The sequence below is a fragment of the Pedobacter sp. N23S346 genome (assembly GCF_048515415.1).
In the GTDB taxonomy this organism is placed as follows: domain Bacteria; phylum Bacteroidota; class Bacteroidia; order Sphingobacteriales; family Sphingobacteriaceae; genus Pedobacter.
In genome coordinates, this window is record NZ_JBLYEE010000001.1 from 235,643 (window position 1) to 249,678 (window position 14,036).

The window sequence follows — 14,036 nt, forward strand, 5'->3', positions numbered from 1 at the left end:
TTTAATTATCACATTCGCTGCTACATTCTTCCCATTCATCGCCCGTCGCTCCGATCATATCTTCGAAATGTTGGTCGGCTGCGCCAATACATGCCATTGCTTCAGGTTGAGTTTCAGTCATTAGGTCACTAATTGACACAAAGTTTGAGGAAGCATGCTGATAGCTTAACCCGCCTGTATAAGCTAATATTAGATCCCCCATAACTGCATCTAGACATCCACCTAGTTGGTCACGAAATACATCTACATTTCTCCCATATGCCGCCTGAGCATCAAAAGAACAATCATCCTCACATGTCTCTGGTTCCGCAAACAGCGCTACGTTTAGTTTTGATAATGCTTCATAATCTGCGGTGGAAGTGTAATTCTCATCCTTCGGAGTAAAACTGGAGAATACTAATTGAAGCATTAGCAAACTCAACATTGTGGTTGTTTTTTTCATTTTCGGTTTATGTTTATATTATATTAAAAAATAAAGAATTCTTGACAAAGATTTAAGATCCTCCTAACTGATAACGGAACAAATTCTGGCATTTTTAGGCCTTATTCACAATAGTGCATATATGACATATGAAATAACCAATAAATCATAGCATCCCAAAATCTGCTGTAAGCCCGAAACGAGATAAAGGGCTTTATAACACCAGGAAGAACAGACTGCAATGCCCAGGTAAAAGTTTAATACATCAAACCAAGGTTTGAATGATAACCGATTGGCAGGTCGTTTGATGTTTTAAATGAGACTAAGATGGTAGCCGCGCTCCAATCAAACATGTGAATTGGGCTGGAATAGTTAAGAAGAAAATCCATAAGAAATCGAGTGTTAATTTACTCATCCTTTGGTATAAATTTATATCCCTTTAGATGATATAACAAATATACCGCTTTAGAAATGGAACAAAAAACTGCTTGGGAAATCTTACATGAAAAATTCGCCTTACCACGTTCAGATGATCCAATCAAACAACCCATTTAATATTTTTACACCAAGTGGGTATTTTTCTTTGCAATAGAGTATTTTTCTTACGGAATTAGTGCAAATCAATTAAAGAATGGGACGGTACATGATGGTAGTGCTAGAAAGGTGAATATGAAAGCAAATGTTACATAGTCTCAAATTAAGAATCATTTAGCTCGTCACTATTTCTCTAAAAAATCAATACGCTGATAAGTAATTATCTATAGTTGATGCATTAACACGCAAGTTCGGTTTACCTAAACGCAGAATTGCGGCGATTAGCGCCGAAAACTCTTATTTCCGTAAACCAAATCCAGCTGATATAAATAAACCCTAAACAAAAAGCAGGCAATTTATCCGCCTAAAACAAGGAAGTTATTTTACATCTTGGAACCTTTTGGTCAGTTCTCCATACGTCCGACCAACTTTTTAAACGTTTTCGAGTCATATAGATCATACTTTCCTGCATGGCCTTATAATCATTTTTCCAAGCCCCCAATACCTCACCGGTGGAATAAAGCTGATATCCTGATACCCATGTTTTTCGTAACCAATTCCTCGGATCACATTGAATTTTGACCGATGTTCCACTATTCCCTTGTATAAATCCTTATCTTCCAGCGCCTGTTTACCATGCTCAGTATCCATAATCCTATCCAGATCATATAGATGCCGCGACATTCTTTCTATTCTTATCTTTTCAGCAGGCTTACAAAATTCCTCATGTAGGAGAAAAACCTTTTAAATGTACGAGCTGACAGAACAGTAAGCACGCTGAACGGTTCCCCAGCTATGTTGAAATCGCCTAAAGCCTGCGAAATAATCGGGCTAATTTCCCTTTGCTCTGAAGGCTCTTTTAGCGACCTGGCACCAATCTCGATCAGTACAGCTTCTTTTAAATAACCGCCTTTTTCCAGTACAGACTCATAATACAGCTCCAGTACGTGAGGATCCCGGTCAGATTCTGTCGTTTCAGCCACTTTTAAAGAAAACAGATCTGCAGGGATTCCCAAATCGAGCAAATCCTTTTCCAACCCGTCCCTAAATTCCCTTGTAATAAAGGCACAGGACGCCTTGCGCAATTCTTTAATCTTGGAGTTACTCAGCTCTTCCCCAAAACCCAGTACCGACCGGTCAATAACCAGATCGATATCTTCGGAAAACGCTCGATCAGTTCCCAGGTTTACTTAAAGAAATACCGTCCTTGAACAGCAGATGATCCGACCAAAATAGCAGGAACGACAACAGTGGATATTCTGCTTTATAGTTTACCCCTGTTCCACTAGAAATCTTATCACCTATTCCTTCATATTCATATAAAGAAGTTCATATTCGGGCAACAAGAATTCGCGATTCTCGGATTGAAAATCTTTTAAATTGAACGCTGGAGATAACATCGTGAAATACTCACTATATGCTGCCTAATTCAAAGCTTTCCTGGTTTAGTTGTTATCAAAGATGTCGTTATAGATTTTCTCCATTTCCGCAAACTCTTCCTCAGTGATTTCCTCAAAATTTTTCTTCCTGCGTTTTGGGAAAACACCCTTATTTTGATGTAAGAAGATGATAACTTCGTTTAATCTCCTATCAGGCATGTCTATTAGGTTTTGCAGTTCCCGCTTTAACTCATCATACCGTTCTAAAAAATGAAGTTCTTCAGATAGGTCCTGCTTAATTGTAGCCTGTATAGTCGTAGCAAGATATGCGCATTGTTGAGTTAGATCAGGGTATCGAAAATACGCATTGACTTCCTTGGGATTAGTGATTATTATTTCCCCTCGTTCGTCCCGCTTGAACTTTATTCTTTGCATTAAAGGTTTGGAATAATTCTCTAACGCTGCATCATAATCTCTCATATTGTTGACCATATGCGCAGATACAGGTATGATTAACCCATGCTCCGACAGTCCATCACGGGTCAGCATGTCATGAATTAAAAACCTATGGATTCTTCCGTTACCATCCTCAAATGGATGAATAAATACAAACCCAAATGCGATGATAGCCGCCCTCACTACAGCAGGCCCACCAGTTGTTTTTTCTTCCAACTCAATTAGACCCTCCATCATAGATTTAACCATATCAGGCGGAGGACATATATAATGATAAATTTCCTCCATGCGATAGTTCGTTTGTCCAACAAAGTTCTGAAAATTTCGGAAACCTTTTTGAGCATAGCGTTGATCGACAATGGCATTTTGCAATTCAGTTAGGCTTTTGACATCAAGCACTTCAGCGCTCGGAGCAGTTCCAGCTTTATACAAAATGGCTATAAAGCGGTCGATTCTTTCAGGCGACGGCTTTTCACTCTCTATTTCGTATGAGGACTTGGTTTCTTTCCTATATAAATATTGGGTTGCCCTTTTAAAGACTTCAGGGGAAAACTCTTCTTTTAATTTTTCAATCTCTGCTCTATAATCAATATCTAATACATCCTCTATGGCCTTTGTACGACGGACAATCGGGCAGAATTTTCGCCCCCCTAAGAGGTTATCATTAATTCTCCATCTGCTATTCTTGATCTGCTTTCCTGTAACATACTGTTCTTCATCCAATAAATTCACGTAGTTGCCGCTGGGTTCAGCAGTAAGGTCAAGTTGTTTACCAGTCAACCATTCATAAAGAAACCCCAGCTTCCTGCTGTATTTACCTGAAGGGCTAGCTGAAATAAACTTATCCAGTTCTTTTCGATCTGCACGTGCAAATACCGCACTTAATAAATCAAGATTAACATCCTCATATTTTAGAAGAAACTCTAGATGGCTCGGTACCGTATTGCCCCCAGGAGCATATTTCGGCCCAAACTGCTGATCTATAGTACCATCAGCTGCCATCTCTATCTTATTTTGAGTTCCGATAAAAGACCGTTTCGTTACTCCGTATCCTTCCAGGTTCAAATGCTCTTTTAACCATTCACTGCCTACTTTGTTCCTTGCCATTTTTTTCAGTAAAACGTTTATTATTTCAGTAAATTTAATAAAATACCAATATGATTCAGTAAAACAAATCTAGTCTTCGTAAAACGAATAAAACCAATTAGCTATTGAGTAAAACTGATTACAAACAAGTAAAACAGGTATATTTAAGATTTCTATAAGTAAAACAACTCAAAGACCAAACTCACGCATGAGGTTAACAACGCTTTATCTGATATTTAATTCAAAAATCCGTTTGTTTTAAACAAATATCACCATTTTTCTCCTGAACCTGAAGCGTCGACGAACTCATTCCGTTAGTGCTACTCGACCAGTAACCTTAATGTTATTTTGCTTAACGGTAAGGTTTATAATGGAAGGGCCATTTACGTAACCCTTAATGATAACAGCTAAGCTCTCATTAGGTGCACAACACCAACAATGAAACCCATGTTGGACGAAACGGGTACCGGCCACCCAACTATTGCGCATTCATAAAGTTTTAGAGGAACTTTCAACGTTGTTATCCTTAAAAAAAGATACAATACTTTTCGATTTTATGACTGCAAATATTTATCTGTACAAATACACTGCTTTTGTCAATATTAGCAGTATATTTTCAAGTAATCAAATGCTGTCTTTTTAAAAGGATCGGATCATAATCGGATCGTATCGGTCCATATCGGATTAGAATCTAATCATTTGCCTTTCAACTAGCGAAATCCCAATCTTGATCGAACTGACCGACATCAATGTCGGTCAGTTGTGATACCATATTTTAAAATTTCTTAATCTGATTGTTACTTGAATCAAATACATCAGAAATGATTTAAGGTTGACAAGACAAATTACAACCAATTTCCGTTTACATTGAAAGCAATTTATCTAAATAGCTTCATAACTTTCATATCACCAGTATTTTCTTCTTCCTTATCTCGGTCTAAAAGCTTCTCCTGTAATGCAGACATCTCAGTACTAACTTTAGTATCGATAACCTTCGCGTAATGCTGCGTTGTTTTCAAGCTGTTATGCCCAAGCATTTGCGATACCGTTTCAATCGGAACACCATTTGAAAGCGTAATAGTCGTCGCAAAAGTGTGACGAGCCAGATGATAAGTGAGTACTTTAGTGATGGTACAAAGATCGGCGATCTCTTTCAGGTAACCATTCATGCGTTGATTAGTGAGCACTGGCAATGCCACTTTTCTCCATCTGCATATCCTGTGATTTTTATATCTGTCAAGAATTACTTTCGCCTCATCCAACAAGGGGATATGACAGGGTGTTTCCGTTTTCTGCCGTTTGATGAATATCCATAAATTACCGTCATCACCCTTTGTAATCTGATCCGGGCGAAGCTGCTTCACATCTATATAGGAAAGGCCGGTGTAGCAACTGAAAATAAAAATGTCACGAACGATGTTTAATCGCTCGAGTGGAAATTCCCTGCCTCTGATCCTATCCAACTCTTCCATATTTAAAAAAGTCCTTGCCTTAGCTTTAGCCGTATTGCGATAATTTAAAAATGGATTACCAACAATCCACCCGGCACCCAGGCAATACAGCATGATTTTTTTTAGGTGAACAATATATTTCCGGGCAGACATTGCATTATTTCCTCGATCTATCCTAAGAAATAGCTCATAATCGGTGATAAATTTAAAATCTACCTTTTTGACGTTAATGTCCTGAACCTCATATTTGAGCTGAAGAAATTGTTTAACATGTCTGATGGAACTTTGATAGGTTTGAAACGTAGCATAACTGTATCCTTTACCAATCAGTTTTTCCATATTGTCATTGTGCTTCTGGTAAACTTTCAGCAGGCTATGGTTAGACGTATTCTTTCCGGTAAGATGATCCCTCAAAACTACCGCTGTCACCTCATCTTCCTTTTCAACAAGAGTGGTATGAAACCGTCGAACTTTTGAGGCCAGCGTATCCAGATAATCATTAAGTTCCCGGATCTCCTCACGCAGGCCAGTGCCTTTCCCTTTAAGCGCAGACCAGAAGCTGGGAATGATTTCCCTGCCGACAGAATATTCCGAATGTTTTCCTTTCACGGTAATCCGTAAATAGATGGGCATCATCTCGCCCTTGATAAAATTTTTTGGTCTTTTTAGATAGAATAAAAGATGAAAATTGTAACTCATAATGATACATTTAAAATTAAACAAATGTACATTTGAGCCAGTGAGCCATCAAGATGTTCGTCAGTCGAACGAGCTGTAAATCAATATCTTACAAAATAATCCAGCACCCGAACATTTCGGAATAATTCTGGTTTTGATGTTTCAATCAATCCACTGACCTACAGTGTTTTACAAAAAATAGTCAATTTTCGACTCACTAAAATTAACCATTCAAAATGGTCGAAAATGGGTCTTAATGTGTTATAAAAACCAAAACAAAGTCTTGAAAATCAACGATTTGCACGACAATGTTCTGGTTTGAATCCAAGGAAGTGGTCCCGACGAGAATCGAACTCATATCTAAAGTTTAGGAAACTTCTATTCTATCCGTTGAACTACGGGACCAAATTGCTAACTACTTCTGAAAAACAGAAACAATCAACTGATTATCAACTAATTAATGTTAAACCTCAGCCATTATGGCTTTATTTATATTTTATTAATTGCTGCAAATATACCAAATTATATCAGAAGTTTATTACCATTTTGCCTCATCTGATGCCTCAAACTTATGAGGATAAATTGAGGCTAAAACTATCAATAGCCGAAGATTTAAACTAATCTTTCAGCAACTTCTTCAAGTTAAATATTGTTGCAATATCTTTATGGCTTAACTATTCGAATATCATTTATGACAGAATATCTATTTCAAATTGAAGAACTTGAAGGCATCGAAGCTGATTTAGATACAATTTCTAAATACCATGATGGTACCAAAAGAATGCTTCACGTTGATAAGAGTAATATTGTAAAAACAAGAGTTAATATTCGAATGCTCTATCAACTAGAGAAGGAACGCGTATCACTTTTTAATGATTTCAATATTGCTAAAGTTATCGAACAAGTACAGATTGATCCAAAGCACGTACAAAACTTATTTGTTCTCCTTAGAAACATGAATGATATTGAGTGGGGTTACTACCAATCATACTTTTCATCTGATGACGCAGTAACTGGGGTTAACCTACATTCCGAACTACGAAGACTGTTAACTGATGTTAAGATATTAAAAGAACAGTATGAAGGACGTGGCATTTTGGAAACTAAAATTAAGCTTCGAAAATTGATGAAGGCGGGTAAAACTATGGTTCCTTATGATGTGCCTAATATGGGAGTTACAATAGATAACTTAGAGGATAATAAAGATATCATTGAACTGATCATTGGAAAAAGGCATAAGCAAATAAAGGAACTAAAATACCTATACTTTCATATCACAGACGATGAGCCACGCATTTGGTCAACAGAGTTAATAGATGAAATATTGCAATACCTCTATCAACCTTTTCCAGATTTTAGAGCAAAATGGTTATTCGGGCGGTTTGCTACACAAAATATCCTCGCCTACCTAAACGGTGAAACGGACTTGCATACTAAAGATGTTGAAATAAATAAACAAGAGGGTGTATTGATTTACACTTTGTTTTTAATGTTCGGGGTGTTAGATATTGCAATTGAAGATAATACGCCTGTATTAAAATCAGAGCAAGATAAAGCTAAACTGATTCGCTCATTCTTAAGACAGGATTTAAAAAGTAAAGAGGTTGAATTTTATAATATATTGTTCAGTCCATATTAATATAAAATTTAATCACCTGATTACCAGCCGACACAGATCTATAAAAAGGTAATTTTCTGTGGCTTTCGGCATACCCTGATACTTGTATCAACAAATCAGGACAATGATGTTCTGAGGGTAAGATAAAAGAAAATGAACAAGAAGTTCAGCGCCTTCGGGCAGTCGGAATCCGTTTCGGCAATCAACGGAAAATCAAAAATTGCAGCCACACTAAATGCTCAACAGTTTTTTACCGAAAACAATGTAAACGGCTATTTCAGTAAGAAATTATTTATTGCTTTCGGACTCTCATTGAGCGATTCTGAAGCAGAACACTTTGAAAACCTTTTAAAATTTATGTCCCAGGGATGTTCAATAAATAATATTGTAAAACCAACTTTTGACAAAAATAATGGCATTGAAATGCTTTGGTTCAAAATTAGGTTAACTAATGCAACGATTAACTTACGAATTCCACATACTGATGAACTAATGAATCTTGTAAAAGATTTTCAGTTAGGCAAATTTTATGTCAACGTAACTCTTGCAGAACTGCAAGAGGAATGCCAGGAACTCGCCATAAAGCTGTAACAAATTTAAGGGGAGGCAATCACTCCCCTTTATTCAAATCACATTATTTAAACTCTAAAGACATGCGACAAGCAACGCATAGGAATTCTATTGCCCAATTAATATGAAAAACAACAAGATAGTAACGTATAAGTTAAATAAAAATCAATACCTAAGCCAGATTGAACCCTTCAAATCAAAAGGTATTCCAAGCAACATTATTTTATTTAAGGAATTACCAGGTTGTGGAGCAACAAGGTCAGAAATCGAATTTTCTCGCCATAGCATAATAGTTGAACCTAATGTACCAGTGATAAAAGGTAAAACGAAACAATTCGGCAAATTAGTCTGCGGAATATATGAAGGGGTTAAAATCGAAGAGATCGTCACATATTTACATAATGAGATTGAACATAAGAAAATAATTGTTACACCGGAATCGTTTTGGAAAGTTAAAGAGGCTATTGAGGAATCACCACTAAATATGTTTACCGATTTCTTTCTATTGTTTGACGAATGCGAGAAAATTATTCAAGATGTTAGCTATAGGTCTGACATTTCGTTACCAATGAACGATTTTTTTCAGTTCAAGTGTAAAGCTTTCGTTTCTGCTACAGCAATTATACCTAGCGATCCAAGGTTTGCTGCTAACAACTTTAAAGTCCATACCATAAAACCAACTTTTAAATATGCACAAAACCTTAAACTGATTTGCACAAACAACATTATATATTCATTTCAGCAGTGCATAAAGGACAATCCTAATAAAAAATATTTTATCTTCTTTAATAGTACAGACACAATTGACGCAGTGATTAAAAAAATGGAGATTAAAGGTGACACTATGATTTTCTGTGCAGAAAAGAGTAGAAAAAAGCTACTTGGAAATCACTATAAGAAAACGCAAGTGAGTACGGATATTACTAGCTTCAAGAAATTTAATTTTTTCACCTCACGATTCTTTTCAGCTGTTGATATTAACTATGAACTTTTCCAATGCGATCCAACAATCATTTTAGTTACGGATATCGTTTCTGCCGAACATTCCATGTTAGATCCATTTACAGAGGTTGTACAAATCCAGGGCAGATTTAGAGAAACAAAAACTAACCCTATAAAAAGAAATATCGTTCATATAACCAACACAAATCCACATTTTACGTCATTATCAAAATTGGCAGTGCTTGAATATTTAGATGAATGTCATACCATTTATAAGGCTGTACACCGATTCTACAGTTTTGCAACAACACCGTCTGCAAAGGATGTATTAACTCAAGTTCTCGAACGTATCGATTATGCTAGATATCTAAAAAAAGACACAATGGAGCGCAACTTTGATATGATTGACAATTTAATCTTTGAAGAAGGAGTAAAAGGGATCTATAAAAACACTGACGGATTAAAATCAGCATATAATATGTGCTCACATTTTTTGGTCAACTTGTCCGAAGAAACATACTCCTTTACGGATACTGATCGTAAGAAAGCTGAAGACAAGACTACTAGATTGAAAAGTTTATATACAATTATCGGAGATGGATTAAAACAACTTCATGATCGCCAGAGAAATGGAGAGGTATCCGATTTTGAATATGCCAACGAAATGGCAAATTTTCAAATTGACTTTCCTGAACAAATGGCGGTTGTAAATAAGTACGGAATTGATAATTCTTATGAAGCAGATTTTAACATCTATAAAATAAAAGGTCTTCTATTAGCAAAGCAAAAAGGTGTTGACCATTTTAGTATGATGACATTTCTCAGGGAACATTTAAAAGAAGGAGAAGTTTACACTTCCAGTAAGCTTACCTCTATCATTGGTAAGGGGTTAACCAATAATAAGATAGGTTTGCAAAACCCTACGCTTCAGTATCTCAGAAAAAACTTTGCAGAAATAAGCGATCCTAAAGACCGTGTATATATGGGAAAGGCTCCAAATGGCAACGACATCAAGGGATATAAAATTTTAAGATTTTTGGACAAAGGTTTAGAATAAATAATCTTCAACGTACAGTTTTGGAAAAAAGGTTAACCTATAAGACCCGATTTAGAAACTGTACGTTTCCCTAAAGAGTCACTTGAAGTACCATTACACTTCAGCATCAAAAAAAATTTTTTATTTTTTTTAAATCAGCACCTCAGAATCAACCTGAGAGTCTTCCGAGCGAAGGTTATACCATATCAAGCCCCCCGCTAATTTCTAGCGGGAGATACAATGATTTCCAACTCTCCAATTGAAAATTTCTTTTTGTAAATTAAACAAGAAGCCTATCTGAAACTACCACTTTCAAATCAGAAATAACAAGTTCTAACTTTTTAGATTTCCATTACAGACTATTAAACCGACTCGACATTTGCCACATAATAAGATTTAAACTATTCAAAATCGATTAATAATTTTCGACAATTCAACTACACTAAAACCGAATACAACACAATGCACTGTCTAAAAACGGTGCATTTCTATCATATACCCATTGACAAACAGATGCTTCCATACGGAGGCATTTTTCATTTAATCCAAGTTTCACATTAAAATTCTATTAAGATGAAAGCACAAGCAAGAACGCAAAAGGCTAGTCAGCCGAAAACACAATTTGTTGTTATAAACGAACAACAAGTGTTGGTAAACCAAGAAGTACAAAAAGCATACAACCTGATTGTTGATGCAGCAACAGAACAGTTGCGAAAGTTTGATTTAGCAAAGTATAGAACCTACGCGACGGTTGACCATGTAAAGAATGAATACAAAAGCAATATGATTTCTGAGCACCTCAACTATTTCTGGAACATTACTTTATCCAATAGCAAGGATGGCAGATCATTCATATTTATAGATCTTGGTGGAGAAGCCCTTGAACGCTTCGGATCAGGTTTAACTAATATTTTCCTTCGTATGGCCTATGAAATTACCCAATCACACGATAATACTGGTGGAATTGAATATGCACTTCGTGTAAACTTTAAAGAGGCTGATCAGCACCACAACTTCTTTTATAGACGAGTGGCAGAAGGAGAAAACAACTACGTATCAATTGCTACTGTTGATAAACTCGAATCATAAAAATAGAGCGCAATAATGCGCTTTATTTAATTTTTGCTTATTATCTTTACCGTTACTAATAAAAGGGTTTAAAGAATAATACAAAGAGTAAGTAAAATACATATTTAAGATTTAGCGTATGCTATCAGTTCTTGTCTAAGGAATCGGCAAAATTACAAAGACAACAAGAGCAGATAAGTTCACGCCTGTGCATAAAGCGCAGGTGCTGGCTTGTTTGTTGTTGTCGGGTTTTTTGCCGAACCTCTTAGACGCAGACATAGCTCAGTCCTGCGCTTTATGAATAAAATAACATCGAGTTGGACTATCGATATTTTAATTATATACTATGTCCAACAAAACGCTCACATTCCTATTCTGGTTTGTACCAACGATTATCCTCTACGCAGTTTGTTCATTTACCCAATGGAATATTATGATCAGCGAATGGTCATCAACTTGCAGAACTGTCTTCGCAGTTCTTTCAATTGCAGCAGGAGTTTTCTCACTATGGATTTACTCAAACCAAGAATAGCTACACATAACTACTAATCAAGTATTATTAGCTGAATGCGCCTTTACGGTTTACCGTAACTAAGTGCTATAGACTATAAATACTTTAGATCAGTCTTGTCTTTATTAATCTCATTTAACACAAAATATTTATGACACCAAGATCAATTTTAATACTCCTATTTTTATTTGCATTTAAAGCAAAGGCACAAACAACCATAACTATGGAAAAGAAAGGTGGAGTTTATAATGTCCCATGCACAGTAAATGGCCTTAATTTAAGATTCATATTTGATACTGGAGCAAGTGATGTTTCTATATCCCTTGCCGAAGCAGTATTTATGATGAAAAATAATTATTTAACTCAAAAAGATGTTTTAGGGAAAACTCGATTTTCAACTGCTGATGGTAACATATCTGAAGGAACTACTATAATCCTTCGAGAAATCAGATTTGGAGGTTTAGTATTAAAAGACGTTGCAGCCTCGGTAGTAAATAATATGAATGCACCTTTACTCTTAGGTCAATCTGCTATAAGTAAGCTTGGTAAAATTCAACTGGATGGAAGCAAATTAACCATTCTTACTGGTAAAGAGGAAGATGTACAAATTGAAGAGGCCGAAGAAGCAGTCGAAGAAACCATGGTGGCAGAAGTGAAGAAACCAGAAATAGATGTCACAACAATCTCCTGTGATAAATATGTTTACTCTGCTTATTTAACAAGCACATTACCAAGGTACATGTATTTATTTAGCGAGAAAACTTATACTGACAGTGATAAGAGGGTGATGATGCTACCTGCCAAGGCTCAGATGAATGTTTTAAACGAAGCCAAAGAAGATGAGATTTTTAGCTATGTCTGTTACAAAGGAGTAAAGGGTTACATCAGTAAGCATCTTTTAATTAAATACTAATAGTTACAAAGGAACTGCCATTCGGCGGCTCTTTCCTATACAAACCTATGATACTTATACTCTGGCTCATTATAGCTGTACTTGTTGCTATAATTATTTATCTAATTACACAAAACTCTACAAGGATTGAGTTGCCAATTGTTACACATGATTCTACTTTATATTGGCAATTACTATACGATCTAGATAAAAAAAACACATTTGCGCCATGGGAAGAGCTATTGATGTCCAAATTGGTCGATCCAGAGGATTTTAAACCTTATTTATATGATGATAAATATGTGGCTAGACGTGACTATAGCAAAAAGTCTGGAATAATTACCAAAACTATATATAACATAAGCGACCTTTTATTTGTTCATTGGAGCAGTTCACAAGAATCTTGGGATCATTTAGCAGGCAGAGAAGGTTATGTTGTTATTAGCAAATCAGAAAAACGACAGATCGACTTTATAATGACTAGAGTCAGTTAATTGCATCCTAAATCCATTCCTCTCTCCAAAAGCGGCTTACGCGGAGAAAGGAATGGTTTAGTCTTTATATCAGTGGTTAGGCAATAATTAGAATTCTTTTAAGCTTCTGCATTTACTTTTAGTCAGTGGTGCATTGGTTTAGGCAGTACGAACACGATTAGGAAGATCGGTACTACGCCATGTCTAAGCTCACGTAAAATCTCGCCAAAACTTCGTTTCTGTCATGCTTTTACTTTTGAGCAAGCGGATGGCTTCGTGAGCCTTCTCTCTATCTTTATCTAGGATTTGCTTCGCTTTATCCTGGATAAATCTAGTCAGGCTCCACTTTTCAGCGAACCTGCTGAGTTTCTCTGGCTTTAGCTTGTCATCATTGTTGATGGATTTACCAATATGAAATACAGATCAACAATGCCGCCAAGCCTCGTATTTTATTACATAAAATATATCGTTGCATCGCTCTGATCGAGCTTCTTTGCAACGACCTTCGAAACATTCGCAAGTCGGTTCGCATACTTAAATATAAGTATTTACGGTTTCCCGTATTGAAAGTGTCAATCTCATATTTATATTAGCAATCTAAACTATCTTAATGTCTTTAATATTTATTAAAAATGGCAAGGTTGAGTTCCGTAAGGAAAATGGCTCCCTTATACGCACAATTGGTAACGGAAAGACTATCTCAGCTTCAATCAATTCTGATTACAGTTTGGTTCTTTTAATCCTTATTGACGGTAAAGTTGAACTTCGCAAGGATTCTGGAAGTTTAATCCGCAACATCGGTAATGGGCATAGCAAATCCGCATTATTTCATGGAAGCGACATTCTATTAGACTTAGAGAATGGTAAAAAAGAACTACGCAAAGAAAGTGGTTCATTAATAAAAACATTTTAACCCACAAG

Annotated in this window: 12 protein-coding genes and 1 tRNA gene; 7 read left to right on the plus strand and 6 right to left on the minus strand. The window is 36.1% G+C overall.

The window, feature by feature from the left end; genetic code table 11:
• Position 1: 1 nt before the first annotated feature.
• The 6 genes from ACN1CD_RS01035 to ACN1CD_RS01060 all read right to left on the minus strand — a co-directional run bounded on the left by ACN1CD_RS01035 (position 2) and on the right by ACN1CD_RS01060 (position 6,410).
• Positions 2–442, minus strand: a complete 441-nt coding sequence (locus ACN1CD_RS01035) for a hypothetical protein (protein ID WP_419128394.1) — start codon at positions 440–442, stop codon at positions 2–4.
• 969 nt (positions 443–1,411) lie between these two features.
• On the minus strand, positions 1,412–1,639 hold the full coding sequence (locus ACN1CD_RS01040; protein ID WP_419128395.1) for a hypothetical protein: 228 nt from the start codon (positions 1,637–1,639) through the stop codon (positions 1,412–1,414).
• An 11-nt stretch (positions 1,640–1,650) separates the two neighbouring features.
• Positions 1,651–2,139, minus strand: a complete 489-nt coding sequence (locus ACN1CD_RS01045) for a nucleotidyl transferase AbiEii/AbiGii toxin family protein (RefSeq protein ID WP_419128956.1) — start codon at positions 2,137–2,139, stop codon at positions 1,651–1,653.
• Positions 2,140–2,400: 261 nt separating this feature from the next.
• Positions 2,401–3,897, minus strand: a complete 1,497-nt coding sequence (locus ACN1CD_RS01050) for a Fic family protein (protein WP_419128396.1) — start codon at positions 3,895–3,897, stop codon at positions 2,401–2,403.
• An 857-nt stretch (positions 3,898–4,754) separates the two neighbouring features.
• Positions 4,755–6,026 carry a site-specific integrase gene (locus ACN1CD_RS01055; protein ID WP_419128397.1) on the minus strand — a complete coding sequence of 424 codons (1,272 nt, stop codon included), beginning with the start codon at positions 6,024–6,026 and terminating at the stop codon, positions 4,755–4,757.
• Positions 6,027–6,338: 312 nt separating this feature from the next.
• Positions 6,339–6,410: transfer RNA gene (locus tag ACN1CD_RS01060), tRNA-Arg, on the minus strand.
• 286 nt (positions 6,411–6,696) lie between these two features.
• On the opposite strand from ACN1CD_RS01060, the gene ACN1CD_RS01065 reads away from it, so the two are divergent.
• The 7 genes from ACN1CD_RS01065 (at position 6,697) to ACN1CD_RS01095 (ending at position 14,028) form a co-directional block, all read left to right on the plus strand.
• Positions 6,697–7,644, plus strand: a complete 948-nt coding sequence (locus ACN1CD_RS01065) for a hypothetical protein (protein ID WP_419128398.1) — start codon at positions 6,697–6,699, stop codon at positions 7,642–7,644.
• Positions 7,645–7,776: 132 nt separating this feature from the next.
• Entirely contained in the window at positions 7,777–8,214 is a 438-nt protein-coding gene (locus ACN1CD_RS01070) for a hypothetical protein (RefSeq protein ID WP_419128399.1), read from the plus strand.
• Positions 8,215–8,317: 103 nt separating this feature from the next.
• The gene (locus ACN1CD_RS01075; RefSeq protein ID WP_419128401.1) at positions 8,318–10,192 is read left to right on the plus strand and encodes a hypothetical protein; all 1,875 of its coding nucleotides are present in this window, start codon (positions 8,318–8,320) and stop codon (positions 10,190–10,192) included.
• A 552-nt stretch (positions 10,193–10,744) separates the two neighbouring features.
• Positions 10,745–11,260, plus strand: coding sequence for a hypothetical protein (locus tag ACN1CD_RS01080; RefSeq protein ID WP_419128402.1), 516 nt, complete (start codon positions 10,745–10,747; stop codon positions 11,258–11,260).
• A 641-nt stretch (positions 11,261–11,901) separates the two neighbouring features.
• A complete protein-coding gene (locus tag ACN1CD_RS01085; RefSeq protein WP_419128403.1) occupies positions 11,902–12,663 on the plus strand; it encodes a retropepsin-like aspartic protease family protein in 762 nt (253 codons plus the stop codon).
• Positions 12,664–12,710: 47 nt separating this feature from the next.
• Positions 12,711–13,136, plus strand: coding sequence for a hypothetical protein (locus tag ACN1CD_RS01090; protein WP_419128404.1), 426 nt, complete (start codon positions 12,711–12,713; stop codon positions 13,134–13,136).
• 589 nt (positions 13,137–13,725) lie between these two features.
• The gene (locus ACN1CD_RS01095) at positions 13,726–14,028 is read left to right on the plus strand and encodes a hypothetical protein (protein WP_419128405.1); all 303 of its coding nucleotides are present in this window, start codon (positions 13,726–13,728) and stop codon (positions 14,026–14,028) included.
• Positions 14,029–14,036: the final 8 nt, after the last annotated feature.

What these genes read in the sequence shown, in the direction of transcription:
- ACN1CD_RS01035 (WP_419128394.1), bottom strand. Translation starts at nt 442, where the DNA reads ATGAAAAAAACAACCACAATGTTGAGTTTGCTAATGCTTCAATTAGTA.
- ACN1CD_RS01040 (WP_419128395.1), bottom strand. Translation starts at nt 1,639, where the DNA reads ATGTCGCGGCATCTATATGATCTGGATAGGATTATGGATACTGAGCAT.
- ACN1CD_RS01050 (WP_419128396.1), bottom strand. Translation starts at nt 3,897, where the DNA reads ATGGCAAGGAACAAAGTAGGCAGTGAATGGTTAAAAGAGCATTTGAAC.
- ACN1CD_RS01055 (WP_419128397.1), bottom strand. Translation starts at nt 6,026, where the DNA reads ATGAGTTACAATTTTCATCTTTTATTCTATCTAAAAAGACCAAAAAAT.
- ACN1CD_RS01065 (WP_419128398.1), top strand. Translation starts at nt 6,697, where the DNA reads ATGACAGAATATCTATTTCAAATTGAAGAACTTGAAGGCATCGAAGCT.
- ACN1CD_RS01070 (WP_419128399.1), top strand. Translation starts at nt 7,777, where the DNA reads ATGAACAAGAAGTTCAGCGCCTTCGGGCAGTCGGAATCCGTTTCGGCA.
- ACN1CD_RS01075 (WP_419128401.1), top strand. Translation starts at nt 8,318, where the DNA reads ATGAAAAACAACAAGATAGTAACGTATAAGTTAAATAAAAATCAATAC.
- ACN1CD_RS01080 (WP_419128402.1), top strand. Translation starts at nt 10,745, where the DNA reads ATGAAAGCACAAGCAAGAACGCAAAAGGCTAGTCAGCCGAAAACACAA.
- ACN1CD_RS01085 (WP_419128403.1), top strand. Translation starts at nt 11,902, where the DNA reads ATGACACCAAGATCAATTTTAATACTCCTATTTTTATTTGCATTTAAA.
- ACN1CD_RS01090 (WP_419128404.1), top strand. Translation starts at nt 12,711, where the DNA reads ATGATACTTATACTCTGGCTCATTATAGCTGTACTTGTTGCTATAATT.
- ACN1CD_RS01095 (WP_419128405.1), top strand. Translation starts at nt 13,726, where the DNA reads ATGTCTTTAATATTTATTAAAAATGGCAAGGTTGAGTTCCGTAAGGAA.